Source organism: Ktedonobacteraceae bacterium (assembly GCA_035653615.1).
In the GTDB taxonomy this organism is placed as follows: domain Bacteria; phylum Chloroflexota; class Ktedonobacteria; order Ktedonobacterales; family Ktedonobacteraceae; genus DASRBN01.
Window position 1 is genome coordinate 130289 of record DASRBN010000001.1, and the last position, 25288, is coordinate 155576.

The 25288-nt window shown below is 54.0% G+C and carries 25 protein-coding genes; 10 read left to right on the forward strand and 15 right to left on the reverse strand.

From position 1 onward, the window contains the following. Positions 1 to 113 precede the first annotated feature (113 nt). Genes VFA09_00620 through VFA09_00630 form a run of 3 tightly spaced genes read left to right on the forward strand, consistent with a single transcriptional unit; the run spans position 114 to position 3420 of the window. Positions 114 to 767 carry a sigma-70 family RNA polymerase sigma factor gene (locus VFA09_00620; protein HZU65753.1) on the forward strand — a complete coding sequence of 218 codons (654 nt, stop codon included), beginning with the start codon at positions 114 to 116 and terminating at the stop codon, positions 765 to 767. Continuing rightward, a complete protein-coding gene (locus VFA09_00625; protein ID HZU65754.1) occupies positions 767 to 1321 on the forward strand; it encodes a zf-HC2 domain-containing protein in 555 nt (184 codons plus the stop codon). Before VFA09_00620 ends, VFA09_00625 begins: the two co-directional genes overlap by 1 nt. Positions 1322 to 1365: 44 nt before the next feature. Beyond that, positions 1366 to 3420, forward strand: a complete 2055-nt coding sequence (locus VFA09_00630; GenBank protein HZU65755.1) for a prolyl oligopeptidase family serine peptidase — start codon at positions 1366 to 1368, stop codon at positions 3418 to 3420. A 133-nt stretch (positions 3421 to 3553) separates the two neighbouring features. Here VFA09_00630 and VFA09_00635 read toward each other — a convergent pair whose 3' ends face one another. After that, positions 3554 to 4234, reverse strand: a complete 681-nt coding sequence (locus VFA09_00635) for a Bpu10I family restriction endonuclease (protein HZU65756.1) — start codon at positions 4232 to 4234, stop codon at positions 3554 to 3556. After that, positions 4201 to 4704 carry a hypothetical protein gene (locus VFA09_00640; protein ID HZU65757.1) on the reverse strand — a complete coding sequence of 168 codons (504 nt, stop codon included), beginning with the start codon at positions 4702 to 4704 and terminating at the stop codon, positions 4201 to 4203. Before VFA09_00640 ends, VFA09_00635 begins: the two co-directional genes overlap by 34 nt. Before the next feature lie 152 nt (positions 4705 to 4856). On the opposite strand from VFA09_00640, the gene VFA09_00645 reads away from it, so the two are divergent. From VFA09_00645 to VFA09_00655, 3 genes are read left to right on the forward strand one after another with little or no spacing between them, the layout of a single operon-like run. After that, complete coding sequence (locus tag VFA09_00645) at positions 4857 to 5732, forward strand: UbiA family prenyltransferase (protein HZU65758.1); 876 nt, start codon at positions 4857 to 4859, stop codon at positions 5730 to 5732. Further along, positions 5732 to 6796, forward strand: coding sequence for a class I SAM-dependent methyltransferase (locus VFA09_00650; GenBank protein ID HZU65759.1), 1065 nt, complete (start codon positions 5732 to 5734; stop codon positions 6794 to 6796). The genes VFA09_00645 and VFA09_00650 overlap by 1 nt, the downstream gene beginning before the upstream one ends. A 32-nt stretch (positions 6797 to 6828) precedes the next feature. Continuing rightward, a complete protein-coding gene (locus VFA09_00655) occupies positions 6829 to 7623 on the forward strand; it encodes a class I SAM-dependent methyltransferase (GenBank protein HZU65760.1) in 795 nt (264 codons plus the stop codon). Positions 7624 to 7756: 133 nt separating this feature from the next. Here the strand turns inward: VFA09_00655 and VFA09_00660 are convergent, their stop codons facing one another. From VFA09_00660 to VFA09_00675, 4 genes are all read right to left on the reverse strand, one after another. After that, complete coding sequence (locus VFA09_00660; protein HZU65761.1) at positions 7757 to 8350, reverse strand: hypothetical protein; 594 nt, start codon at positions 8348 to 8350, stop codon at positions 7757 to 7759. Between the two features lie 111 nt (positions 8351 to 8461). Then, positions 8462 to 8887 carry an aspartate 1-decarboxylase gene (panD, locus tag VFA09_00665; GenBank protein HZU65762.1) on the reverse strand — a complete coding sequence of 142 codons (426 nt, stop codon included), beginning with the start codon at positions 8885 to 8887 and terminating at the stop codon, positions 8462 to 8464. A gap of 172 nt (positions 8888 to 9059) precedes the next feature. Beyond that, positions 9060 to 9302, reverse strand: a complete 243-nt coding sequence (locus VFA09_00670) for a hypothetical protein (GenBank protein HZU65763.1) — start codon at positions 9300 to 9302, stop codon at positions 9060 to 9062. Then, on the reverse strand, positions 9299 to 9898 hold the full coding sequence (locus VFA09_00675; GenBank protein ID HZU65764.1) for a DUF402 domain-containing protein: 600 nt from the start codon (positions 9896 to 9898) through the stop codon (positions 9299 to 9301). The genes VFA09_00670 and VFA09_00675 overlap by 4 nt, the downstream gene beginning before the upstream one ends. Before the next feature lie 584 nt (positions 9899 to 10482). On the opposite strand from VFA09_00675, the gene VFA09_00680 reads away from it, so the two are divergent. Beyond that, positions 10483 to 11901 (forward strand): class II fumarate hydratase, encoded by a 1419-nt coding sequence (locus VFA09_00680; protein ID HZU65765.1) that lies wholly within the window; start codon positions 10483 to 10485, stop codon positions 11899 to 11901. Positions 11902 to 12018: 117 nt separating this feature from the next. Here VFA09_00680 and VFA09_00685 read toward each other — a convergent pair whose 3' ends face one another. The 6 genes from VFA09_00685 to VFA09_00710 form a co-directional block, all read right to left on the reverse strand. Beyond that, positions 12019 to 12561 (reverse strand): NUDIX hydrolase, encoded by a 543-nt coding sequence (locus VFA09_00685; GenBank protein ID HZU65766.1) that lies wholly within the window; start codon positions 12559 to 12561, stop codon positions 12019 to 12021. A 117-nt stretch (positions 12562 to 12678) separates the two neighbouring features. After that, positions 12679 to 12885: a hypothetical protein gene (locus VFA09_00690; protein ID HZU65767.1), complete on the reverse strand. Its 207-nt coding sequence runs from the start codon at positions 12883 to 12885 to the stop codon at positions 12679 to 12681. A gap of 40 nt (positions 12886 to 12925) precedes the next feature. After that, entirely contained in the window at positions 12926 to 13051 is a 126-nt protein-coding gene (locus tag VFA09_00695; GenBank protein HZU65768.1) for a hypothetical protein, read from the reverse strand. A gap of 148 nt (positions 13052 to 13199) precedes the next feature. Then, the gene (locus tag VFA09_00700; protein ID HZU65769.1) at positions 13200 to 14468 is read right to left on the reverse strand and encodes an aminotransferase class V-fold PLP-dependent enzyme; all 1269 of its coding nucleotides are present in this window, start codon (positions 14466 to 14468) and stop codon (positions 13200 to 13202) included. Between the two features lie 148 nt (positions 14469 to 14616). Beyond that, on the reverse strand, positions 14617 to 15333 hold the full coding sequence (locus VFA09_00705; protein HZU65770.1) for a class I SAM-dependent methyltransferase: 717 nt from the start codon (positions 15331 to 15333) through the stop codon (positions 14617 to 14619). Then, on the reverse strand, positions 15333 to 16424 hold the full coding sequence (locus tag VFA09_00710) for a YafY family protein (GenBank protein HZU65771.1): 1092 nt from the start codon (positions 16422 to 16424) through the stop codon (positions 15333 to 15335). Before VFA09_00710 ends, VFA09_00705 begins: the two co-directional genes overlap by 1 nt. A gap of 359 nt (positions 16425 to 16783) precedes the next feature. Here VFA09_00710 and VFA09_00715 point away from each other — a divergent pair, with 359 nt between their 5' ends. Both VFA09_00715 and VFA09_00720 read left to right on the forward strand, forming a co-directional pair. Continuing rightward, the gene (locus tag VFA09_00715; GenBank protein ID HZU65772.1) at positions 16784 to 17428 is read left to right on the forward strand and encodes a sigma-70 family RNA polymerase sigma factor; all 645 of its coding nucleotides are present in this window, start codon (positions 16784 to 16786) and stop codon (positions 17426 to 17428) included. Further along, positions 17425 to 18303, forward strand: coding sequence for a hypothetical protein (locus tag VFA09_00720; GenBank protein ID HZU65773.1), 879 nt, complete (start codon positions 17425 to 17427; stop codon positions 18301 to 18303). The genes VFA09_00715 and VFA09_00720 overlap by 4 nt, the downstream gene beginning before the upstream one ends. Before the next feature lie 2 nt (positions 18304 to 18305). On the opposite strand, the gene VFA09_00725 is transcribed toward VFA09_00720, so the two are convergent. Genes VFA09_00725 through VFA09_00735 form a run of 3 tightly spaced genes read right to left on the reverse strand, consistent with a single transcriptional unit; the run spans position 18306 to position 22319 of the window. Further along, positions 18306 to 20591, reverse strand: coding sequence for a tetratricopeptide repeat protein (locus VFA09_00725; GenBank protein HZU65774.1), 2286 nt, complete (start codon positions 20589 to 20591; stop codon positions 18306 to 18308). Between the two features lie 57 nt (positions 20592 to 20648). Then, a complete protein-coding gene (rsmA, locus tag VFA09_00730; GenBank protein HZU65775.1) occupies positions 20649 to 21524 on the reverse strand; it encodes a 16S rRNA (adenine(1518)-N(6)/adenine(1519)-N(6))-dimethyltransferase RsmA in 876 nt (291 codons plus the stop codon). Positions 21525 to 21581: 57 nt separating this feature from the next. Then, positions 21582 to 22319 carry a hypothetical protein gene (locus tag VFA09_00735; protein HZU65776.1) on the reverse strand — a complete coding sequence of 246 codons (738 nt, stop codon included), beginning with the start codon at positions 22317 to 22319 and terminating at the stop codon, positions 21582 to 21584. Between the two features lie 478 nt (positions 22320 to 22797). Here VFA09_00735 and VFA09_00740 point away from each other — a divergent pair, with 478 nt between their 5' ends. Next, a complete protein-coding gene (locus VFA09_00740; GenBank protein HZU65777.1) occupies positions 22798 to 25200 on the forward strand; it encodes a transglycosylase domain-containing protein in 2403 nt (800 codons plus the stop codon). Positions 25201 to 25288: the final 88 nt, after the last annotated feature.

A 25288-nucleotide genomic window follows, 5' to 3' on the forward strand; every position in this document is an offset into this window, starting at 1 on the left:
ATGGCTAAACCTGCATATCAATTTTCACGTGTATATGATAAGATACATGTAAAGGCAAGAATGTTTCAAGATGCCTGAAACATTTATTGCTCAAGTAAACTCTAAAGGAACATATGAGAGAGCATTTTTTGCCATCATCTCAGGGCCTGGGAATATCCCTTTCGAACGCCATCACTACTCGTGCTGAGCTGGACGACATGCAGCTTGTTGCCGCGAGTAAAAAAGGCGACCAGGACGCTTTTGCCCAGCTCGTACAGCGCTACCAGCGGCGTGTCTTCAATCTCGTTTATCGTATGCTACACCACTACGAGGAAGCGACCGAGATCACGCAGGAGACTTTTCTGGCTGCCTGGCAAGGCCTTCCCTCCTTCCGTGGCGATGCCCGTTTCCCAACCTGGCTCTACCGCATTGCCTACAATTGCTCCTTGAAAAGTCTTGAGCAGCGCAAACGCGATAAGGCATTGCAGGAAGCTTTACAGGCGGAGCAGGTGTTGGAACAAGCCTATGGCGATAAAAGCGCGGATGCCCAGCTGGAAATGCATGATCGCCAGGCTTTCATTCAAGAGCTGATTGCCAGGCTACCAGCGAAATATCGTGTCGTGCTGATCTTACGTCATCTGCAAGATATGACCTACGAAGAAATGGCGGAAATACTTACTATGCCCATCGGTACCATTAAAACTCATCTCTTCCGGGCGCGCAATTTGCTCAAGGAGCGCTTGCAAACTCTTGACCGCGACCGCTTCCTGGGAACGAGAGGTTTGTAATGCAATGTAAAGAGGCTTCGCGGTTAATGCAACTGTATATAGATGGCCGTCTCAAATTTGACCAGATACGTGCGTTAGAGGCGCACATCACTGCCTGCTCTGCCTGCCATGCGGAACTCAATAGTTTAGAGGAAATGGTTAGCAATCTACATGACTTCAAGTTTGTTGCCGAGCCGGAAGATCTAACCGCTCAGATCATGCGCCGTGTAGCCATCTCTCCGCCGCGCTCCGGCACGCCTAAATTTTCGCTACTGCGCCCTTCGCTACCCGAAATACTGGCCGCTGTTTTCCTTGCCACCATCGCCACACTGGCATTTATTTTGCAACTGCCCTCCGTGCGATCAGTGCTGCCTGTCGCCAACGGGCACGACTCGCTCTCGCTTGCTTTCTTACACACTCTGCACCTGCTTACATCCATCGATATAGGGACGCTCACCCTGGTTCTCTGGATCGTTGGCACCTTCCTGGGTATCTTTATCACATTGCTATTTGCCGGCAATGAAGTGCGCTCGCGCTGGTTCAGGGCAATGATGGCACGCCTGCCGGAGCGCTGAGTGAATGCTACCCTTCCCATATATTTTATTTCAGGAGAGAAAAAGTGAATAAAATCCCCGCTCGGCGAGATACCGTGATCGAGAATTATCATGGCACGCCCGTCGCCGACCCCTATCGCTGGCTGGAAGATGCCGGTTCGCCGGAAACACTGGCCTGGGTAGAAGCACAGAATCGCGTGACCGAGGGCTATCTGGCCGCCATTCCTGCCCGCTCCAAAATACAGCAGCGCCTGACCGAACTATGGAACTATCCAAAGTATTCCGTGCCTATCAAGAAGGCAGAGCGTTACTTTTTCTCCAAAAATGCCGGTTTGCAGAATCAATCCGTCCTGTATATGCAGCCAGCATTGGAGAGCGAGCCGGTCGCCATTTTAGACCCCAACACATTCAGCGAAGATGGCACGGTTGCCCTCACCAACCAGGTTTTCAGCGAGGATGGGACGCTGCTGGCCTATGGTGTTTCAAGCGGTGGCAGCGACTGGCAGGAAATTAAGATTCGCCAGGTCGATAGCGGCGCCGATTATCCCGAAGCCATTCGCTGGTGCAGGTTCAGCAGCATCGCCTGGCGGCACGATAACGCCGGTTTCTACTATAATCGCCTGCCGGAGCCGGGCACGGTGCCGGCAGAGGATTCCAGCAACTATAGCAGCGTCTGGTGGCATACGCCCGGCACGGCGCAATCGCAAGACACGCTGATCTATGAAAGGCCGGATGCCAAAGAACTAAGCTTCTCCCCTTTTATCACCGACGATGGAACCTACCTGATGCTGCATGTCTGGCATGGCACCGACCCGGAAAATCGCGTCTATTATCGCAAAGTAGCGAGCGATGAACCATTTATTCGCCTGCTCGATGAGGCCGATGCCAGCTATGACTTTCTCGGCAACACCGGCACGCTCTTCTATTTCCAGACCAACCTGGATGCGCCGCGCGGTCGCATCATCGCTATCGATAGCGAACGACCCGAGCGCGAGAACTGGCAAGAGCTGGTGCCACAGCAGGCCGATGCGATTGCCTTCGCGCTCGTGGTCAACGATCAGTTCGTTGTGACCTATCTGCACGATGCCCACCATCAAATGAAGATATTCAATCTTGATGGCACCTACGTGCGCGATATTCCCCTGCCCGCGTTAGGCTCGATCTTCGGCGTATCCGGCAGGCCGCACGATACGGAGATGTTTCTGGACTTCAGTTCTTTCCTCTATGCTTCCAGTATTTTTCGCTATGATTTCACAACCGGCGCGCTCTCGCTCTGGCATGGGGCAGACCTGAAATTCGATGCTAGCGGTTACGAGACAACCCAGGTCTTCTATCCTTCCAAAGATGGCACGAGCATCCCCATGTTTCTCACGCACAAGAAAGGGTTGACACTCGACGGCAACAATCCCGTCTGGCTCTACGGCTACGGCGGCTTCAATGTCAGCCTGACGCCCACCTTCGCTGTCAGCACGCTTGTCTGGTTAGAGAACGGCGGTGTGTACGCGGTAGCCAACCTGCGCGGTGGCGGCGAGTATGGCGAGGAATGGCACCAGGCCGATGTGCGGGAGCGCAAGCAGAACGTATTCGATGATTTTATTGCCGCTGCTGAATGGCTCATTGCCAACAAGTACACCAGTATCCAGCGGCTGGCAATCAACGGTGGCAGCAACGGTGGCCTGCTCGTCGCGGCCTGCGAGGTGCAGCGACCGGACCTCTACGGGGCCGTTGTCTGCCAGGTACCGGTCATAGACATGCTGCGCTACCACAAATTCACCGTCGGGCGCTACTGGATCTCGGATTATGGCAACGCCGAGGCCAGTGCTGAAGACTTTAAGTTCCTCTACGCCTACTCCCCATTGCACAATGTGCGCGCGGGCATATCCTATCCACCAACCCTCATCCTTGCCGCCGATACCGACGACCGCGTCGTCCCCGCGCACGCCAAAAAATTCGCCGCGACCCTGCAAGCCGCCAACACAGGCCACAATCCAATTTTATTGCACATCGAGATGAAGGCGGGTCATGGCTTAGGTAAGCCAACCACAAAGGTGATCGAGGAACGCAGCGATATCCTGGCATTTCTGTTCCATGTTTTCGGGATGGAGTTTAAAGGGGGATGAATGAACAGGCGGCTTCTTGATCAAAAGAGCGCATTTTTATGATAAATACGTCTATTTTTGATCACTGTGTTCAAATCCAGACCTCATAGGTTCACAATTTTTCTGCCAGTGCGTATCTATCTATAGGTGGCTTCTAAAAATATCCGCGTTCTAACACAGTTTGCTCATCAAGAGAATCATTCCTTAGCATCTGACGTATAAAGTTGATAAATCTTTCAAAGACTTTCAACCGGTACGGATATTTGTTCAGAAACTCGAGGTATGCTTCCCTTGCTTCCTGGCGACCCTTGTATGTACTGAAGTTATGCCTGATGTTCGAACTGATCCTTTTAGCTTCCCTTAAGAGTAGTACTTCATCGATTGGGGTCGTTCTGCTACTTACTGGAGTCATATCTCGCCACTCGCAAAGCAAATAGTATTTCGCACTGGGAATAGCGGTTTTAAGGTCGCGAGCGGTAGCACATGCTTCCTGGAACATGGTCTTATCTAAATTAGTCTTGCATTCAGCAGCAATGTAAGCAAGATGAGTTGATACGCTGACCTGCTCTTGAAAATCAGATGAATGAGAAGCTCTAAGATAGAGAGGTTTACTAATGGCAAAATCCTGATCTTTCGTGCGAATCTGGAGGCCACCGGCAAACCCCGGTTGTATGAGACTCGAATCAAACCATATAGAGGAGAATGCTTTGACAGGACCTACGGTTACATTCATTTCTGATATCTCAGGAATGAGGGATGGGTGGATGAGGCGAGGTAAAAATTCTTCGATAATGCTGTTATCTAACTTAATTTGTCCTTTCTGCCGTGTAGCCAGTCATTCTGGCTATCGAAGATGAGATCAATATCCATGCGTTTCCTATATTCATTAAGCAGGTCAACCATACTCTTTAATCGCTCATGCGCCGGAGGGTCTGCTTCCATTGTGATTTCCATATTTGCGACCCACTGCTCATAATCTTCAATCGCCTTTTCCACCTGGGGCTTATCGCCTGATGGAAGTTTATCGTTTGTAAGGGTCGCTCTTAGTTTATCAAGATGAGGTGTAGGATAAGTACTCATACTGGTTTTTCTCACTTCATATGGCGTAGTTTCTTCTCGTATAATAGTAGCGAGCTGAGGATGGTTTGCTGGTGCTTTGAACAGCGGTGATTTTTGAACAGTCGAGGCACGCTCTATCGCCTCTAAGACTTCATCACCGATCTCAGTAGAAGCATTCTTTTGTGCTTCTGAAAGACTCCAGATAGCGACTGCACGGGCGAAATCATCTCCTTCACATGCATTCAAGCTAGCAGAATCAGGAATAAGATGTAAAATATCCTCATAGATACCATCATATGATATAACGAACTCGTAATGTTGTCATTCTGTATGGGAGCAAATGCTTAGTGAGCGCGCGTTTATCATAACAGAGATGAGAACTGGGACGTATACACACCATGGACATTGCTAAAAAGCGCCGACTGCAAGATATACTGCTGGGCTTTTTCCTGCTCAGCCACCCGGTGCCGGTTCTGTTACATATCATCGCCGTCACCCTCTTCACGCTGCTTGCCGCGTGGCAACATCCCGTCGGTTATGTTATCGCGCTGGTTATCGCGGCGCACGCGGCTATGCAACTTTCCATCGCCATGCTCAACGATTATTGCGACCGGCGCCTGGATGCTGAAGGCAAGAAAAACAAGCCGATTCCCCTCGGGCTCGTCACTCCCCGCGAGGCGCTGGTTGCGGGACTGGTCATGATCGCGCTAATGCTTGCGCTGTTGTTCTGGTTGCCACCGCTTGCGCTGCTGATCTCCCTGTGCTACCTCGCTTTGGGGCAGGCATATAACTTTGGCCTGAAATCGACGCCCTGGAGCGGCATTGTTTTCGCGCTGGCCATGCCTTTGATCCCTCTCTATGCCTTCGCCGGCGTGGGGCGTGTGTTTCCGTTCCTGTTCTGGCTGGTGCCGCTGGGTTTTTTTCTAGGTGTGGCCCTCAACCTCGCCAATTCGTTACCAGACATAGAGAAGGACAGCGCGGGCGGTGCGAAAACGCTGGCCGTATACCTCGGCGTGCAGCGGTCTTTCCTTGCCTGCCAGTTACTCATTGTGCTGAGCGCCTCGTTGATCGGCCTGCTGACAGTGCTGCGTATCGTTCCTGCAAATCCATGGATTGTTGTCGCGGCGCTCATTCTCACCTGCCTGTCCATTGAAGCGCGAGTATTATTCTTCGGGCCAGAAAAGCCCGTTGAGACCCGTAAGCTCTATTTTTACCTGGTCGCCGTGACCAGCCTTGTACTGGCCGGTGGCTGGCTGGTTGGAGTCTTAATGTAATGCCGCTACGCCTTACCCCCCTGGAATCTCTGCTGGCACGCCTGAATCTGCTGCCCGTGCCACTGTTTGATACGCCGCTCTCCGCGGGCATTGCTAAAGTACTCGTTACAGCATGCGAACTCGGCGTCTTCGATGCCCTTGATAAACACACCCTCTCCCTTGAAACCCTTGCGGAACGCTTGCAGTGCGATCCCCAGGGACTGCATTTGTTGCTCCAATTACTGATCTCAGCAGGATATGTGCGTCTGCGTCATGGAAAATACAGCAATACACGCGTTTCTCAACGCTGGCTTGCCGGCAGCTCATCACAGAGCGTTGCCCCTTATATTATTCATAGTCCCGATATCGTCGCTATCTGGGATCACCTGCCGCAAGTGATACGCGAAAACAGGCCGGTGATGCGCATGCCTTATGAAGAAGATGCGGCTAAGCCGGAGACTGCCGCTGCCCTGGCACGCCACTACGCCGGGCTTGCATCATTAGCGATGGTGCTTGGCGGCGAAGTTGTCAGGCGCGCTCCGATTCCCCGACATGCAATGCAGTTGCTTGATGTCGGTGGCTCGCATGCGGCGTACAGCGTCCTCTTCTGCCGCAGGTATCCTCAACTGCATGCTACCATCCTCGACATCGAGCCGGGCATTGAAGCTGGAAAATTGACCGTGAAACAAACAGGCATGGAAGAGCGCATCAATTTTCTTTGTGCCGACATTGTAAAGGACAATTTCGCCGCAGAGCTTGCGTCTTCCTTCGACGTAGCCCTCTACTTCCATATCGCCCACCTGCTGCCGCCGGAAATCAACGCGGTCGTGCTGGCAAAAGTAGCGGAAACGCTTAAGCCAGGAGGCGTCCTCGTTTACGTTGACCAGGTCATAGACCAGGCACCGCGTTTGAGCCTGGCCGCATTGATGGTACAATTTATGGCAGTGACGGTAACCGCTATCGGCGGCACCTGCTATCCGTTCGTCACAGTAAAAGGCTGGTTGGAACAGGCGGGCATGAGCAATGTGCGCCATCATCGCCTGCTCACACCGGGAGCGACAATGATCACGGCAAAGAAGATGTAAGCCTGTTTCATATAAATTCAGAAGGAAGAGCGATGCAGTCCAATTCAGAGCAGTTCAATGTATCTCTCGCTGAAGCATTCAAAGACCCTCAAGTCGTCAATGTTTATCGTTTTCGACCACCCTACCCTGATGAGGTGTTTGACATACTCACGGGCTTGATTGTGGATGAGCCACGCGTCGTTCTCGATGTTGGCGCAGGCTCAGGTGATATCGCCCGGCGGCTCGTCGAACGCGTGGAGCGAGTCGACGCCGTCGATTTTTCGCATACTATGATTGAGAAGGGCAAACAACTGCCAGGTGGCAATCATCCTCACTTGCGCTGGATCTACGGCAAGGTAGAGGAAGTGCCACTTACGCCACCATATGCACTGATCACCGCGGGATCGAGCATCCACTGGATGAACTGGCCGCTGGCATTTCCGCGCTTCCGTTCTCTGCTTTCTCCACGTGGTTTCCTGGCGCTTGTCTATCGCAGAACGCTCCCTATGCCCTGGGATGCTGAGTTCAGGCAACTGCGCGCGCGATATTTCACGTCCAACGGGCATAGAGGCGCCCGCGTGGTAGCAGAGTTGGAGACCGGCGGCTTTTTTCACAAGCTAGGAGAGAAAGAAACGGCTCCCGTGCCATTTCTCCAATCAATCGATGACTTCATCGAGGGCCTGCACTCGCGCAGCACTTTCTCGCGGGAGCGCATGGGCCAGCAAAAGGCGTTCGAAATGGATCAACTGGTAAGGAACATCCTCCTGCGCCATCACAGCGACGGGATGCTGCCGTTGCAGGTCGTCGGAACGGTAATATGGGGAACGCCTGAAAGCGGGATAGCATGACGGACGAAACGGCTAATGGCCTGCTGCTTTAAACCGGCCAGTTCCGCCGCCCTCTGCTGTGTCAATCCCTCTTCCTGCCGGATTTGATACAGTATGCTGGCAAGATCGAGGGCAGTTTCTGCGACAGCAAGTATTACGGGAAGTACGTGCGAAAGACCTTCCCCGGCTTAAATTGTACAAGCGTGGCTATAAGTAATGAGACGATCAGAATGTATAAAGGAAAGCCCACATTTGCCAGATTCCACACCTTTATGGTCAAAAGGGTAATTACAGCAGAGATCATACCTGTGAAAAAAGGTATGGCGCTTTCTGTTTCTGGAAAGTTGAAGGCTTTTACTATCGTTGGCAGTGCTGCCAGGGCATCGGCAAGAATACTGAAAATGATTGCTACATTTCCTGATGATGTTATATACCAGAGAAGCAGACCGATTACAGATAAACCGCCGCAGATCAGGTCGAAGCGCGTTAATTTCCAGCGGGCATTTTTATTGACGAAAGAGGCAATGAAGATCGTCAGGGGGAGAAAGCCAACCATAAACGTCATTAAGGATTGGATGCCGACGCCTTGCTGCAATTCGGCGACAAAAGCAATCAGAGGCGCGAGCGACCACAATAAAAAAGAGACCCGGTTCGGCTTTACTCTGCCCTTAATGGTAGCAATCACATAGGTTATACCGCCGGTGGAAGAGATAATCGCGCCTAAGATCACGAAATTCTGGTTAATCATGCTGTGTGAGTTCCGGTGGGTGGGAGAGTAATCTTACAAACGTTTGGTAGACAGAAGGGATGCAGTAATTCATTCAACCGTCCGGCTGAATGAAAGAATTACTGCGGGTCGCTAGAAGAGAGCTTCCGCAACCTCTATTGCTGGCTCAGATGGCTCTGGCAGCATTTCAATCAGTGGCACACGTTTCGTTTCAACGATCCGGTTATCGGTGTCGACAAACACGAGGCGTGGCTCCAGCGAGCGAATCTCCTGTTCATCGAATTGCCCATAACTCATGATAATGACAAGATCGCCCTCGGCCGTAAGCCGAGCAGCAGCTCCGTTGAGGCAGATGACCCCGGAGCCGCGAGCGCCTGCAATAGTGTAAGTTTCCAGCCGCGCCCCGTTGTTGACGTTGACCACCTGTACCTTCTCATATGGATAGATATCGGCGGCATCCAGCAAATCCTGGTCGATAGTGATGCTACCAACATAGTTCAGGTTGGCCTGCGTGACGGTTGCACGATGAATCTTGCCCTTGCACATAGTGCGCTGCATAGTCATAATCCCTTCTGTTTTCAAACGTTCGATGCCCCGGCAGGTTCCCCAGATCTTTCCCCTGAGAGGGTCCCGCCGCGAGAGAAACCAGCGTATGGCTTCTATTCTATATTAACGCACGAAGGGGTAAAATGGAGACAGTCCCTGATTTTTTCTAAGGTTTTTGGAGGCATCATGTATGTCTCAAGGCAGCAAGCAATCCCAGCGCGTAAGCTTCAGCCGGGCTTTGAGCGTCAAAAATCTTCTCTCCGATCAAGAGACGGTAGTGGCATTTCCAGCGCCGCGCGGGCCAGGGAGCCAGTTTGATGAGGGTGTAGGTCTGAACGTGTGCTTCCAATGCCTCTCGCAGCGCGATTTCGTCGCCGGTGGTGATGCCGTATTCGGCGAGTTGCCGTCGCAATGCTTCTGCTATCATGTTCCTGGTTGTGTATTTGCTTGCTGGGCCGCCTGTATGACGGCGCGAATCTCTTCCGGGCTTAACGCTTCAAAATCGGTACGCGGTAAATCGTGTGGCATAATGGCAAAAGGACCTGTCCAATGTTTCGCGTGTTCTTCCAGCCAGTACAGGGTCTCGAACGCCTGCTTGCGCGACTCTTCGACGATTGGATAGCGCCTGGCGGCGCGCTCAAACACCTCGTGATCCTTGGTAAACACGCTGCCATCTTTGCGGATAACGACATCGATGTATAGATCGGTGTAGATAAGTTCGCGCGATTCACAGGTATAGTCGGGTGTCGGCAGCACGACATCACAATAGCCGTCGTTGAAGTTTCCCTGTTTGTCGTAACTGATATGGATAGTATACCAGGCGCCGGGCCAGAAGTAGCTGAGCGAGTGCCTTTCGGCATGAAAGAAATCGGGCTTCCAGAAGTTGGGTTTCCAGTGTTTTTTCGTGCCTGCCGGTGTCCAGATACACACGTAATCTTCGCAAATCGGCAACTGGTAGCCTTTCCACTCTGCCCACTGATCGCCACTCACGAGCATTTTACAAACGTCCACCTCGAGTAACATACGCGAACCTTTCCGTTAACGAGAACTCTCATCATTAAGGAATTATACCTGACAGGACAGGTTTCTACCAATTAGATTGCTTGCTCATTCTTCTTACCGCATTCGTGCGCTTGAGTGAGAAAGAAGAGTTTATGGTGAGAGATAAAAAAACCGGGCCGGACGAGTCATTCAGCCGGACGAGTCATTCTGAGCGAAGCGAAGAATCTGCGTCCCGATCTACCGAGATTCTTCGCTTCGCTCAGAATGACATGGCGAGAGGATGCTTCAGGTTTTTGGTGGTGAACGTTATTTTTAATAGAGGAACAGGCCGAATCTGAATATGGGCTTGTTCCTCTCACTCAACGGCCGCGATCTGCCTTTTCCCACAAACGCAGTAATATTGCCTGCGCCACCTGGATATCCCATTTTTAATGGCAATACCAGCTACGCTTGAGCAAGCAGAGAGTTGCAATATACTTTACCGGCAGTTATAGGTTACGCATATGCATAAATCTCGGGTCGTCCGAGTAACGCCAGAGCGAGTCATGGAATTCCCGCGTGGTATAATGGGTGCGTAAAACCACACTCAACGAGGAGACTGAACAGTGAGTACCACACAAGAAACCCGCGTCGAGCGGGACTCTATGGGAGAAATGCAGGTTCCGGCGGATGCCTATTATGGTGCCAGCACGCGGCGTGCCGTCCTCAACTTCCCCATCAGCGACCTGCGTTTCCCGCGCCCGTTTATTCGCGCCCTGGGACAGATCAAGCAGGCCGCGGCGCAGGTGAACGAGGAATTGGGAACCGTTGATCCACAGATTGCTGAGGCCATTGTAAGGGCCGCGCAAGAAGTCATAGATGGCAAACTCGATAGCCACTTCGTGCTGGATATTTTTCAGACCGGCTCCGGCACCTCTACCAATATGAATGCCAACGAGGTGATTGCCAATCGCGCCAGCGAGCTATTAGGCGGCTCGCGTGGCTCGCGCAAAGTCCACCCCAACGACCATGTCAACTTTGGGCAGTCGTCGAACGATGTCATTCCCACTGCCATCCACCTCTCGGCGCTGGTCAGCATCGAGCATGACCTGATACCCGCCTTGCAGGGATTGCGACAGGCGCTGGCGCAGAAGGCTGACGAGTTCATGCCCATTGTCAAAACAGGCCGGACGCACCTGCAGGATGCCACACCCATTCGCCTCGGTCAGGAATTTCTGGGCTATGCCGGCCAGGTCGAGCGCGGCATCGCTCGCCTGCGCCATGCCGCCAGTGAGCTATCTGAGGTCGCCCTCGGTGGCACCGCCGTTGGCACGGGCGTCAATACACATCCAGAATTCGCCGCTCGCGTGTGCAAACGTCTTTCTGAAATGAACAGCGTAGACGTGCATGAGACCAGCAATCATTTCCAGGCGCAGAGTACGCTCGATAATATCGTCGAGGCCAGCGGCTCACTCAACACGCTGGCGGTGAGTCTGATGAAGATTGCCAACGATATTCGCTGGCTCGGCTCCGGCCCGCGCGCCGGTATTGGCGAAATCGAGTTGCCTGCCGTGCAGCCGGGAAGTTCGATTATGCCCGGCAAAGTCAACCCCGTGATCGCCGAATCGGTCTGCATGGTCTGCGCGCAGGTCATCGGCAACCACACCACCATCACCGTCGCCGGTCAATCCGGCAACTTCGAGATCAACGTCATGATGCCCGTCACGGCCTACAACCTGCTGCAATCCATCAACCTGCTGGCGGCGTCGGCGCGCAACTTTACCGAGCAATGCATCAAGGGCATCAAGGCTACGACAAAAGGACCGGAGATGGTCGAACGTGGTCTGGCAATCTGTACCGCCCTGGCTCCGGTCATCGGCTATGATACCGCCGCCGACATCTCCAAAGAGGCATACAAGACCGGCAAAACGGTGCGCGAGGTGGCACGCGAGAAAACCAACCTTTCCGAAGAGGAACTCGACCGCATCCTCGATCCCGCCAGTATGACAAAACCAGGATTAGAGGGCGGCCCAGCCGGCGGTTAATAAAGCCGTGGCACCCCATGCGGCGAAGCCGTAGGGGCCGATTGATCGTACACATCGCCGATTCATCGGCCCTTCGTCCTTCGCCGGAATACGTTATGAAAATTCATACTCGGCCTATCACATCCATATGCGCCATCGATCAGGTGTATCCACACCCGACGTATCCGAAAGATCGGCGTAATTGGGCCAGATGCTTGCACCTGGCTCCAATGCTTTCAGGGCAATGGCGACGGCGCCGGACCATGTTTCGTCAACGGAGAGCGCCTGCATCTCTTCGCGTGTAAAAAAACGCGCATCGTCGATTTCATCAAGGTTCGGGCAAAGGTCGCTGACCGGCGAGAGCAGCTTCGCGCGGAACATGAAAAAATAGTTGTGCTCGCCATCGTCCATCACCCAGATGCGCAGGCCTATCAAGCCCTCGATCTCCACCCGCAGGCCCGTTTCCTCGAACGTTTCGCGTATAGCCGCCTGGTCTGGCAGTTCGCCCACATGAACGCGCCCCGCCGGAAGCAGATAGCGTCCCCGTGTAACCCCGTAAATATTGCGCACCAGCAGAACCCGTCCTTCGGAAACGACAACGGCTCCCGCACCCATACTGAGCGGGCGACTGGGCCTGGAACGCTCCGGGAATGGGTCGACGGGGGTGTTGACCTCTGTCATATGAATATGCTCCTGATCTACCTCAATAGTGTATTGTCCATAGTATACAGCACATGTGAAAGAGAAAGCCTGGCAATCCAAAGGGTCGCCAGGCTTTTCCTTCTAAGTCTCAGGAGATCACGCGCTGAAAGGCAGCGTCTCGTACTTCTGCTCTATCGGTAGGGCATTGACATGTACTCGGTCCACAATCACCGTCTCGAAAAATTGCAATAATGCCTGGCTTACGCAGTCTTCTATCGCAAGCTCAGTACTTTCAGGTTCATCAGCTAGAATTTCAGTAAACCGACCAGGACCCGGACAACGAAGAACAATTTGAATTTCCATGTCTGTCTCCTTCTCTTCTCTTTTTGTTTGCCATCTAAGATCAAAAATGGGCGCGGAAGACAAAGGTGCCTGAGTCTGCAATATTGGCTTCTGATTCCTCGCCTTTGAGGAAGGAGAAATCAAATGCAAGGATATGCCCAACCAGGATGAGCATTTCCTTTGCCATGGCCCCCTACTTACCCCCCTGGGCCTTGTATCGAGTATACCGTTTTTTAGAGGAAATTGATGTGTGTTATGTAACAAAATCCGTGTGAATTTACATCAAAAATGGGTGTTTGCCATAACACCCATTTGAAATAACCTTACCCGGTTTTTTAATTATTCGAGCCTCGCTTCATCTCCTCAAGCGCGTTAAGCAGCCTATCAAGCTCTTCGGGAGTATTATAAAAATGCGGCGAAATGCGCACGACATCGCTACGGGCCGCGCCATAGATCGAGCGCGCCGCCAGCTCATCCACGATGGATTGCACGCTCATATCCTGCCGGTCAGGGTGTGGTTTGAAGCATACAATGCCCGAACGTTCGCCTGCTCCCTGCGGCGAAACGACCGGATAACCCAGCCGCTCTAATCCGGCAATGACATAGCCCGTCAATCCTAGAATGCGTGCTTCTACCGCCTGCATACCGCCTTCGAGTGACTCGAAAACGCCCAGAGAGGCATCCATACCGATGATGGGCAGGCGGTTGGATGAGCTATGCTCGAAACGCCCTGCTCCGGTTCTCAATGGCTGTTGATGATTGAAGAAATCAAAAGGTGTCTCCACACTCAACCATCCCCGGCGCGGCGTGCGCAACTGCGGCAGCAGCTTGTCCGAAATATAAAGAATGCCGCATATCTGCGGGCCAAGCAGCCATTTATGCGAGGCGCCGGACAGGTAGTCGACATCCAGCGCCTGCACGTCGATATCAATCGCCCCCAGCGCCTGCATCGCATCGATGCCACACAGCACGCCCCGTTCGTGGCAATGACGAGCAATAGCTGCGACATCATTACGAAAGCCGCTCGAAAACTCCACGAGGCTCAACGTTACCAGCCGCGTGCGCTCCGTGATATTCGCCACGATATCCTCGACCACGATGCGGTGGTTGCGCGCCGGTACCTGAATGTAATGGACGCCCAATTCTTCTAGATTCAGCCAGGGATAGACATTGCTGGGAAATTCGCCCTCGGCGCTGAGGATGATGTCGCCATCCTGCCAGCGCAGTCCCTGCGCTATGGTCATAAAGCCGTCGCCTGTGCTATAGGTCAGAGCAATCTGGTCGGGACGAGCATGAATCAAATTTGCCAGGCGGCGATGGGACCCGGCTTCATATGCGGACCAGCGCTCGAAGTTGATGTTGCCATACAACGAAGTATCATCGACGTAATCGTGCAGCGTTCGCGCCGTCGGTCTCGGCAGCGGCCCGTTGGCCGCGTGATTCAAATAGGTGCAGTGCCTGGTTACCGGAAAGAACAGCTCGCGTAGCTCCGTAAGGCCCTCTTCCTCGCCCGAAAACTCGTGTTCCCCTTCCTCTAGCAGTAAAAGCGGTTGCAACATGTCGTCTAACGAAGGAAGAGCGGGAATGTGTTCGTAACTGGTCATGACAAAAGATAGCTCCTTGGTAGCTGGATAGTTTTGTATTCCCCGTGAAAGGATCAGATGGATTGAATCCTCGTGAATTTCAGTATAGCATATCTCGTGCCTCTCCAGGATGATCATTCGTTCGCCCTGGAGAGGTAGCTGACTCTGCTCAGGCCTTCACAAAGCTGAGAATCATGAAGAAAGGGAAATGATAGCCGGCGGGAATGAGCGTATCACTGCGCCGTTTGAAGAATCCTTCATGCGTAGGCACATCGACCAGACGTTGCAGTTGAAACCCCGCCAACAGGCAGGCATCTATATATTCTTGCAGCGTGCGATGATAAAAATAGACTTTGACACCTTCTTCCGCCATACCACGGTACGCGCACTTCTTGCCGGACTCGAAGTAATCGCTAATATGGCTGCGCACGACGAAAGAGTAGGGATTATTCATTGAAAATACCAGGTGTCCCCCACTTTTTGTGACCGATCCCAAGGTTCTGAGAAACCCCTGGTAGTCAAAGACATCATTGAGAACCAGGTGGCTCACGACCAGGTCGAAATGGTTTTCATAAGCAGGCAGCGGCAGGCTGAGGTCTGCAACCTGGTAAGTAATAGCGTCTTGCGGGTCTTTCGCGCGTGCAATCTCGATCAGCCGCGCGGAGATATCGATGCCTGTAACCTTTGCGCCACGCCTGGCAAGAATACGCGAGAGATAGCCCTCGCCACATCCGGCATCCAACGTGACCAGGTCGGAAACATCGTCCAATACCTGCAAGAAGAGAGGCATGATCGGCTCTTGTTCAATCCCCTTTGCCTCGCGCGCTTTGACCATATCAGCATACTCGGTGGCATAGTCGCTATAATTATCAACTTTGCTATCCATTAGCAGTCCTCTTTCCTTTTGTTTATTGCATTTGCACCTGACCTTTTCGGGTCTGAGGGTATACTTATCGTGCGCGGATGCGCCAGGGTCAAGTCCTTTTCCCCGTCTCCCGCTTGGGCTTGAAATGAACCTTGGCTTTGATAAAGAGCAACAATGCTCCTGGCCGCCTCAAGTACCTTCTCGCGTAATTCCTGTGGCTCTATTACAATCACCTGCGCGCCAAAGCTCAAAACGTACTCGCAGGCATTATGCTCGCCCTCAAATAGCATCGCAACCTGTACCCACCCGTCAGCGTCCGGCGGTTCAGTGCTGATGATGCGTGCGTATCTGCCCACAGTGCGCATATATGCCAGGATAGCAGGGTCAACACGCAGCGTGGCAGGATAGCGCGGCAGGTTGGCTTTGAAGTCGCTGGCCGATTGCTCCCAATAGGCCGCCAGGTCAAAATCGGCTGGACGCACAAATGGCTCATCCGTAATCCTGGCGTCTTGCACGCGCGAAACTCTATACGTGCGCGGCTCGCCTTCTACCGCCGCCACAAGATACCACACGCTTCCCTTGGCCACCAGCCCTAGCGGATCAACAAGTCGCTCAACACATGTATCATCGCTGCGGTGGTAGGTCATAGAGAGCCTGCGTTCCTGCCAGATGGCATCCTGTAGCGTTGGTAGATAAGGGATGGCGTCCTCCTGACTGCTCCAGCGTGTCGCATCGATATGAATACGATTGCGCACATATTGAGCATTGGAACGCGAAAACGAAGGCAGCGCGGCAAGCAGCTTGATCAGGGCCGCCTCCGATGCCTGGCGCAGCCCAAGATCGGCTAGCAGGCGCGCGGGCCCGGCGATAAAGAGCGCCTGAATTTCCGCCTCGCTCAGTCCCGTCAGATTCGTCGAATAGCCCTCCATCAATTTCCAACCACCACCTGTACCTCGTTCGGCCAGCACGGGAACACCTGCCGCGCTCAAGGCCTCCATATCGCGATGGATGGTGCGCTCCGAAACCTCCAGCCGTCTCGCCAGTTCGCGCGCCGTCATACGACGATGCACCTGCAAGAGTAACAGGATGGAAAGCAATCGATCAGCACGCATATGCTAGTTTCCCCTGTCGTTTGTTGAACGAAAGCCTTTCGTCTCTAAAAGAGTACTCTTCATATTATGGCATCAATCCTCTTCAGATGTCTCAAAAACTTCGGCGAATTCTTGCGTCGATAAGTAATGATGTATACTATACATGCGGGGCGGATACCACCCTCATCTGCCCCGTTTATTCTCTCTCGCCACCCCTCACACCCTGCACCCTGTGAGACTTGCCCCGCTTTCAGCGTATTTCTAGTAGGGGAAATCCCGCTCCCTGCTCGTAGCGGAGCTGACTTTCACTTTCTTCTATGCAATACATTTCGACTCTTTGCGTCTTATACACTGAGCAAATAACCAGGGCGGAGTAGTTTATGGATATCGGTAGCGACCTGGGAACACCGCTTACAGGTACAGGCCTCTCTATCTGGCCCGTGCCGAAAAAGGTTGAGCATGCCCCTGAAGCGCCTGCCGCTACCCGTCCAGAAAAGCTGGCTGCAGGCTCAGGGACGAAAAAGCTCTCCTTTGACGATCTGTACGCGCAGTATTATCCTCGCGTCCTGGCCTATTTGCGTTTTCGCACCGGTACGATGGATGTCGCGGAGGAACTGGTATCGCTCGTCTTCGAGCGCGCCTTGATCCACCTGTCCGACCTGCAAGCTCCAGGCGCTGCCGGTGCCTGGCTCTTTCGTATCGCCCGTAATTGTGTCTCCGATTATTTCCGGAAACACCAGTTCGATCTCTCTCTGGACACGCTCATTGGCGCAAATCATCCTTGCGAGCGTTCACCGGAGGAAGTCATCGTTGCACGCGAGGAGCGCATGCTGCTACTTACTCACCTCAATCACCTCTCGGAACGTGAGCGCGAGGTAATTGGCCTGAAGTTCGTCGCATGCCTGCAAAACCGTGAAATCGCGCGTGTCTTGCATATACCCGAAGGCACCGTCAGTTCGCTCCTTCACAGGGCGCTTGCTCGCCTGCGAGAAGCCCTCAATAGGGAAGGAGGGCACAATTTATGAAGCATGCTGAGGACGATTTCGCCAATCACAACTTCGATGACGCCGAGCTGTCCTGGATGGATGCCCTGGATGCCATTGCCATCGACGGGCAACGCTATCCCGTTGAAGCGCCAGCCGCCGCTACTGATCGCGAGGAAGATGAAGAACAGGCATTGTTGCGCCTCGCCGCGCAGTTGAGCGACGCACTTGCCCCGCTGCGCGAACTGCATGCCTCCGATAGAGCGCAAAAGCAACGTTTGAAAGTCCAGCTCAAAGCCGCGCTCGCGCAAAAAGTGCGCAGGCGCCGCTGGTATCGCAACCTGGTCGTAGCCGCAGCCATCTTCATGTTTGTATTGCTAGGGCCAGGCGTACTGCTGGAGATCAACTTTGCCAGGGACTGGAATAGAGGAGCTATCGGCGTCAACGAACCAGGAAGAATCGTAGCGACGGGCACTCCAACTACCGGCGTTAGCCTACCCGCCTACATCGCCAGCCCGACCCGTCTCCCCACACCGCAATCTCACGTCACGCCGATCCCTCATAGCAAGATCAAGCTTCTCCTGCCGCCGGAAAATCTGCCTGGGGTCGTAGAGGTTGCTGCGCCTTTCATCATGCAAACGAACAACGTCCTGTACAAGTATTTCGCGCACTATGTCGTTGCCGGACAGGATGTCTTTTTATATGAAGACCCCGGTATGCCGCCACAATCACCCTCGGCTTTCGATGGCCTGCATCTCGTCTCTATCGGCTCAATCAAAGGATGGCTCGATCAGGATACGTCCGGCAGAAACATTCTGAACTGGTTTCAAGATGGTTTTTATTGCCAGATCACCAGTCCGCTGCCGATCTCTCAACTGGCAGATTTCGCCAGCCATTTTCAGGTCGCCCCGGCATAATATTACGGTACCCCTGCCGCGGCCCGCAAGCGATTGGCCTGGTCTTCAGCAGAGCGCGCCTCCTGCCGCCGCCGCAGCCCTTTTAACGCCTCCGCCTTACGCAGCCAGTTATCGGGATCGTCCGGGCGCAGGTGGATTGCCTCATCCGCCGCCTTCAATCCCTCCTCATAGTATCCCAACCGGTTCAGCACCAGCGCCTTATTGTGCCAGGCCGTTGTCAGCCGCGAATTTAATTGTAGCGCGCGCTCGTAGGCTCGCAGCGCCTGCACATAATCGCCCAGGTTATAGAGCGTATTTCCGCGCCCATTCCAGGCAAACGCGAAATTGGGATCGATCTTCAGCGCCACGTCATATGCCCGCAACGCTTCCTGGTAGCGACCCAATTGCCGCAATACGCCCCCTTTGCCGCTCCACGCCGCCGCGTGCCGCCCATCCAGTTGCAGTGCCCTATCGTATGATTCCAGCGCCCGCGAGTATTCCCCCAATTCATCCAGCACATTGCCACGCCGGTTCCATGCCTCCGCGAATTTCGCATCTTCGTGCAGCGCCCTATCGAACATCCCCAGCGCCTGCTTCAATTTGCGCTGCGCATACAAAACCTGCCCCTTGCCAAAATACGCCGGAGCGTAATGGCTGTCCAGCTTCAGCGCCTCGTCAAACGCCTCCTGGGCCTCAGCGAAGCGCCGCATATCGTAAAGCACAGTCCCCTTGCCGTTCCAGGCTGGCACTAGCGACGGATTGCAACTGCACGCCTGCTCGTATGCCTTCAGCGCCGCCTGCAGTTGCCCCAGTTCGTGCAGCGCGTTTCCCTTGCCGCTCCATGATGTCGCGATCAGCGGCCCATAGGTCAGCGCCTTGTTAAAGGCATCCAGCGCCTCGCGATAGCGCTTCAGCGTATTCAGCACCAGGCCCTTGTTATTCCAGGCCTGCGCCAGTTCTGGATCGATGCGCAGCGCCTGCTCAAACGCCTGCAATGCCGCTTCGTGCCGTCCCAACGCGCTCAACGCCGCTCCCTTGCCATTGTAGGCCGCGGCGTTGCCCGGATCGAGTTGCAGCGCCCTTTCAAAAGCTTGCAGCGCCTCGCTGTGCCGGTGCAGCGTACTCAGAGCCGTCCCCTTGCCATTCCAGGAAGTGACCAGTGTCGGATTCAACTGCAATGCCCGTTCAAACGCCTCCAACGCCAGTTGGTGGTGCCCCCGCATTCCTTGCGTCAACCCGTATCCCTGCCAGCCCACCGAACTCGTCGTCTGCGTCTGCAATGCTTTTGTATACACCGCCAGCGCCTCGTCCAGGCGCTTCTGCGTATAGAGTGTATGTGCCTCTTCCAGCGGGTCCGTCGTCACTGCCGCGTGTACGCCGGTCGTGCGCACCGAATTGTTGATCTCTTCCAGTCGCGCCACCACATCCTGCGCGCTGGCCGGTCGCTTGTCGGCGTCCATCTCCAGCATCTGTTGCAGCAATACATCGAAGCGTGGATCGACATCGGGATTCACCTGCGAAACTGGCCGGAAGAAAAAAGGCTGCTCGCTTGGATCAATACCCGTCAGCAGGTGGTGCAATAAGGCTCCCAGGCTATAGATATCCGAACGCGGCGTGCTCTGCGCCTTACCATATTGTTCGGGAGCCGCGTATCCTGGCGAGCCGAGCGCCACCGTATCGTGCTGCTTGCCCGGCTTGAAAATACGCGCAATGCCAAAATCGATCAGAAAGAGGTGCCCGCTATCGCTGATCATCACATTTGCAGGCTTCAGGTCGCGAAACACAATCGGCGGCTGGTGATTATGCAGGTAGCTCAACACATCGCACAGCTGCTCCGCCCATTTGATCACCTGGTCTACCGGTAAAGGGCCGCCTCCAATGCTCTCCAGGTACTCCTCCAGCGTCTGGCCCTCAATAAAATCCATCACCAGGTACGAGCGGTCGTTTTCCGTGAAGTTGTCATAAATGCGCGGCAGGTTTGGATGTATCAGGTCCGCGAGCAGGTGCGCTTCGCGGTCAAACGCCTCTTTCGCCTCTTGCAGGCGCGCGGGTGGCAATCCGGCGCTGCTCATCTCCTTGATCGCCACCGGACGATTATTGAACCTCGTATCGGCCGCCTTATAAACGGCTCCCATGCCGCCCTGCCCTATTCTATTCAATAGCTGGTAGCGACCGGCCAGCAGCGTCTGCTCCGGCAGAGAGCCTGTTGTATGCGTGAATGGCAACAGCGTCGCGCAATGCTGGCAAAATTTCGCCGTTGATGGGTTCGCCGCCCCGCAATTCTCACAAAAAAGTTCTTGCGATGTCATCCGTTATTTTCGCTTCGTATAATTCCACGCTATCGATCAAATCAGCTTCATCTATCCTTATGATATGATAGCACAGTTTTCGTATGCTTTTGCTAGACGTAACCACTCCTCGATGCTCAACGTTTCGGCCCGGCGGCTCGCATCGATGCCTGCCGTCATCAATAATGCCCTTACCTTTTCATCTTTACAATGCAGCCCATGTGCCAGCGCGTTGTGCAACTGCTTGCGCTTCTCAGAAAAGCCTGCCTGCACTACACGGAAAAATGTATCCCGCTCCTCCCGCGTAATTGCCTTGTGCGGCGCATCCTCCCCCTCATTCACCTCTACGCGTAAGATCGCCGAATCGACCTTGGGCGCGGGATAAAACGCGCGAGCCGGAACGTGCGCAATAATTTTCGGCTTTCCATAGAATTGCACGCTGATCGCCAGCAGGCTCAGATCGCCAGGTGCGGCCACAATGCGTTGCGCAACCTCGTACTGCACCATGACCACAATCAAACGCGGTGGATTGGCGCTTTCCAGAAAATGGCGAAAGGTTGGCGCCGTAATATAATACGGCAAATTCGCCACCAGCTTATACGGCTCCTGACCGAATACAATTGCCGGATCGAGATAGAGCAGATTGCGCGCCACCAGTTCAACATTAGGGAAATTTCGCGTCGTCTCTGCCAGTAACTCCAGCATATTCCGCTCTAACTCTACTGCCACCACGCGCCTGGCTCGCTTCGCCAACTCCCGTGTCAAAACGCCTGTGCCCGCGCCAACTTCCAGCACCGTATCATCCGGGGCAATCTTCGCCGCCTCCACAATCCGCTGTAGCACTGCGCGGTCAACTAAAAAATTTTGCCCGAACGATTTGTTCGGGCGCATATCATGCGCATATAGCAGATTACGCAACTCGCGTACATCCGTCAAATCTGTCTCATCATGCATAGAACCTCTATTACCTGTAGGGACAGCGCCTGGTGCCTGTCCTTGCTGGAAAATTCTCTACCACCAGTAAGGTCCATTGGGCCAGCTGCGACCGCGCCAGTGCTGCCGCCGGGCAGGATTGTTTGAGCCAGCAGACCTGAACATTCGCCTCAACAGACCTGAGAATATGACCAGAATGATGAGTGGCACGATCAAAACAAACAGGATCAGGCCAATCGCAGCCCCGAGAATATCTCCGCCAGCGCCCATCAACATTCCGCCATGTGTGATCAGCCCCTGTACCAAAGCCACAATCACCAGAACAAGCAGAATAAATCCGAACCGCAAAGGCGAGCGCCTGTGCTGCTGTGGTCGCGCCCACGGCGGAACGCTCTGCCCCCATCCGCCAGGTGGTACGCGCTGTCCTTGATCTCCTGGCGGAATACTTTGTCCCCATCCTCCTGGCGGAACGCTCTGCCCCCACCCTCCTGTAGGGCCAGTGCCTGGTGCCTGTCCTGCTGCCCCAGTACTGCCCTGATAATTGTAAGAACTATAAGGCCCATATCCACGTTGATACGTATGGGTATCGTCACCGGAATACGCCTGTTCCTGCTCGCCGGGTTGGGCTGCAGCGTAGAGACCAGATTGATCGCGCCCCCGCGACTCGCCATAAACTGATGGCGGCTCATCTCGGGGCGCGGCCTCCTGCTCTAATTTACCAGACCAGGAATAAGGAGCGCGCGGGTAATAGACCTCATCTTGCGCAACATCCTGTTTCTGCGCCTGCTGTTGTGGATCGAACTCTTGCTGGCTCATCTACGGCCTCTGCTTCTCTTATGGGCATCATTCCTCTATCACCTACTATACATCACTACGAGATGCCATAGCCAGGGTTGTAAAGACAGCCTCCTGTAGAGATCAGAGGTCTCTTTGCACCTTGATATACAATAGTACGTCTTTGGACGCTGCATGAAACGAGCAGCGTCCTCAATGCGTTATACTCTAAAAGAAGGAAAAATGCGGTACCCAAAGACTGTAGGTAGGTGGGGGAAAATGTACCGTCTGGCAAAGGACGTGGAATCTTCTAGCCGGCGCAATTATCTCATAACATAATGTCTCACCAGGGGAATGAGTTCGTGCAGGGTAGAGGTGTACCTTTGTGGTCGCCCTGGCACATTATCAAAGGAGCATACCCTGGTGGCTTGTGGGTGTCCTTACTTGTGGCGTCCTGGCGGCTACGACACACCCCTGGATTATTCTATTTTTCTGTTTTCGGATGGAGAAAGATATAGCGATGGATCAGCAAGATAATAAGCAACACGACGAAAATCTTCACAAAGATGAAAACACAAGCCTGGTTCCGGTGCATGCCAGCAACGGCACCAGAGGGGATGGCATTGCTGCTACCGGCGGCAAAGCGCTAGCGCCTGTAAAAACCGTCACGACTAATTCGGGTCCGCTACCAACCCTCTCAAGACGCCGCGCCCGCCTGAATCGCGTTATTATCATCAAACGTCGCATGCAGCGTTCCGCGCGTGCCGATACCACTGCTCCACGGCTCATGATCACCTTCTTTGTGCTTGCTGTGGTATTGTTCTCCTTGCTCTCAAGTGGAGTCGGCGCTGCATATGCCTATTATCGCTCACAGTTGCCCTTGCTCAACGGCATTGCCACCCACTCGCTCTTCCAGACCACGCATATCTATGATCGCAATGGTAAATTACTCTATGATCTCTATGATCCCAAATATGGCCGTCGTACCTACGTCAACTATAATGATATTTCGCCGCTCGTTATCAACGCCACCGTCGCCATTGAGGATCACACCTTCTGGGACAACCCCGGCGTTGACCTGCAAGGCACCCTACGCGCCGCCATTGCCGACCTGCAAAGCCATGCCATCGTTGAGGGCGGTAGCACGATCACCCAGGAGCTGATCAAGAATCAGCTCTTTCCCACCGACCCGCGCACCTTCCAGGTAAAAGCCCAGGAAGCTGTGCTGGCCTATGGCCTCACGCAGCAATATCCCAAGTGGAAAATCATGGAGATGTACCTCAACACCGTCTACTATGGTTCGTTGAACTACGGCATCGAGGCCGCAGCCGAGGGCTTCTTCAATCTCAAACCAAAATGTACGCGCACGCATTGTATCCCCGCCGCCGCGCAGCTCGACCTGGCGCAGGCCTCTATGCTGGCTGGCCTGCCGCAGAGTCCTTCCTACTACGACCCCACCACGAACAAACAGGCCGCGCTGGCCCGCCAGCTCACCGTCTTGCAATCCATGGTCGATCTCAATATGATTACTCCCGCCCAGGCAAACCAGGCGCACGAGGAAATGGCAAAGTATAATTTCAAACCATTTGTTGATACCAAGAACGCCCCCCATTTCGTGGACTACGTTATCAACCAGGTGCTCGTCCCACTGATAGGCGCGGAAAACTTGCTCGACGGGGGCTACAACATCTACACCACCATCGACCTCAATCTGGAGAAAAAGGTCGAGCAAATTGTCTACAGCCACCTCTACCAGGTACAATGTGATAACTACCTGGGCTGCTATGGCCCGCTCAATGTGCAGAATAACGTCAATAATGCCGCGGTCGTCGTAGAGGACCCGTCGAATGGCGAAATTCTGGCCATGGATGGAAGCGCTAATATCAATGATAACCGGCCTGAAGTGCATGGCCAGTTTAACGCCGCCACTGCCGCCAGGCAGCCCGGTTCATCCTTCAAACCCATCGTCTATGCCACCGCCTTCGAAATGGGCTGGTATCCCGCTACCATCCTGCAAAATCACAAGACCATCTATCCCGTCCTGGTCTCTACCAACCCGGACAAGTATTACACCCCCAATAACTATGGTGATGTCTTCCTCAACGGCTTCCCCATGACCATTCGTAACGCGCTGGCAAACTCCATCAACATTCCTGCCATCGACGCCATCGAATACGCCGGCATTCCCAACGTCCTGAACATGGCCGCCCGCCTTGGCCTGACGGAAGTTGCCGCCCGCGACCCCAAAACCCTCGGCCCATCCATGGCCATCGGCACCGTCGAAGTCTCCTTGCTCCACCTCACCGGCGCTTATGCCACCTTCGCCAACCAGGGCGTAAGAGTTCCGCAAACATCCGTACTCGAAATAACCGACAGCATGGGCCATCCACTCTATACGTTCAATCCCTCGCACCCCGGCGGCGTGCGCGCCATGAGCTCCGAAGTCGCGTTCCTCATGAACAGCATCCTGTCGGACAAAACGTCGCGCTACCACGAATTTAGCCCGGGTAATCCGCTCGAACTCGCGGATCGCCCCGCCGCCGCCAAAACCGGCACCACCGATAGTTTCCGTGATAACTGGACTATGGGCTATACCCCTCATGTCGCCGTCGGCGTGTGGGCCGGCAACAGCGATAACACTATCATGAATAACGTCATCGGTATTACCGGCGCCGGCCCCATCTGGCACGATGTGATAGAATATGTATCGCATTACTATAATTATCCGCCCGATGATTTTGTGCGACCGCCCGATGTCCATTTGGGAACGGTCTCCGCTTTGACCGGCCTGCTGCCGCGCCCAGGCGAACCGACCATCACCGACTGGTTTATCGATGGCACCATGCCAACTATCCAGGGCAACTATTATGTCCCTCCCTGTCAGGGAAACGGGTGCAAACCCTCTCCACAAAATAACGGGTAGTAATTCAAAGATATGCTCTATCTTTGAGGTGATGTTGAGCAATCCGCGAGGCCCCGGTCATGTCATTCTGAGCGAAGCGAAGAATCTC

Coding starts and splice junctions, on each gene's coding strand:
- VFA09_00620 (HZU65753.1), top strand. CDS start 114: ATGAGAGAGCATTTTTTGCCATCATCTCAGGGCCTGGGAATATCCCTT.
- VFA09_00625 (HZU65754.1), top strand. CDS start 767: ATGCAATGTAAAGAGGCTTCGCGGTTAATGCAACTGTATATAGATGGC.
- VFA09_00645 (HZU65758.1), top strand. CDS start 4,857: ATGGACATTGCTAAAAAGCGCCGACTGCAAGATATACTGCTGGGCTTT.
- VFA09_00650 (HZU65759.1), top strand. CDS start 5,732: ATGCCGCTACGCCTTACCCCCCTGGAATCTCTGCTGGCACGCCTGAAT.
- VFA09_00655 (HZU65760.1), top strand. CDS start 6,829: ATGCAGTCCAATTCAGAGCAGTTCAATGTATCTCTCGCTGAAGCATTC.
- VFA09_00660 (HZU65761.1), bottom strand. CDS start 8,350: ATGATTAACCAGAATTTCGTGATCTTAGGCGCGATTATCTCTTCCACC.
- panD (HZU65762.1), bottom strand. CDS start 8,887: ATGCAGCGCACTATGTGCAAGGGCAAGATTCATCGTGCAACCGTCACG.
- VFA09_00670 (HZU65763.1), bottom strand. CDS start 9,302: ATGATAGCAGAAGCATTGCGACGGCAACTCGCCGAATACGGCATCACC.
- VFA09_00675 (HZU65764.1), bottom strand. CDS start 9,898: ATGTTACTCGAGGTGGACGTTTGTAAAATGCTCGTGAGTGGCGATCAG.
- VFA09_00685 (HZU65766.1), bottom strand. CDS start 12,561: ATGACAGAGGTCAACACCCCCGTCGACCCATTCCCGGAGCGTTCCAGG.
- VFA09_00690 (HZU65767.1), bottom strand. CDS start 12,885: ATGGAAATTCAAATTGTTCTTCGTTGTCCGGGTCCTGGTCGGTTTACT.
- VFA09_00695 (HZU65768.1), bottom strand. CDS start 13,051: ATGGCAAAGGAAATGCTCATCCTGGTTGGGCATATCCTTGCATTTGAT.
- VFA09_00700 (HZU65769.1), bottom strand. CDS start 14,468: ATGACCAGTTACGAACACATTCCCGCTCTTCCTTCGTTAGACGACATG.
- VFA09_00705 (HZU65770.1), bottom strand. CDS start 15,333: ATGGATAGCAAAGTTGATAATTATAGCGACTATGCCACCGAGTATGCT.
- VFA09_00710 (HZU65771.1), bottom strand. CDS start 16,424: ATGCGTGCTGATCGATTGCTTTCCATCCTGTTACTCTTGCAGGTGCAT.
- VFA09_00715 (HZU65772.1), top strand. CDS start 16,784: ATGGATATCGGTAGCGACCTGGGAACACCGCTTACAGGTACAGGCCTC.
- VFA09_00720 (HZU65773.1), top strand. CDS start 17,425: ATGAAGCATGCTGAGGACGATTTCGCCAATCACAACTTCGATGACGCC.
- VFA09_00725 (HZU65774.1), bottom strand. CDS start 20,591: ATGACATCGCAAGAACTTTTTTGTGAGAATTGCGGGGCGGCGAACCCA.
- rsmA (HZU65775.1), bottom strand. CDS start 21,524: ATGCATGATGAGACAGATTTGACGGATGTACGCGAGTTGCGTAATCTG.
- VFA09_00735 (HZU65776.1), bottom strand. CDS start 22,319: ATGAGCCAGCAAGAGTTCGATCCACAACAGCAGGCGCAGAAACAGGAT.
- VFA09_00740 (HZU65777.1), top strand. CDS start 22,798: ATGGATCAGCAAGATAATAAGCAACACGACGAAAATCTTCACAAAGAT.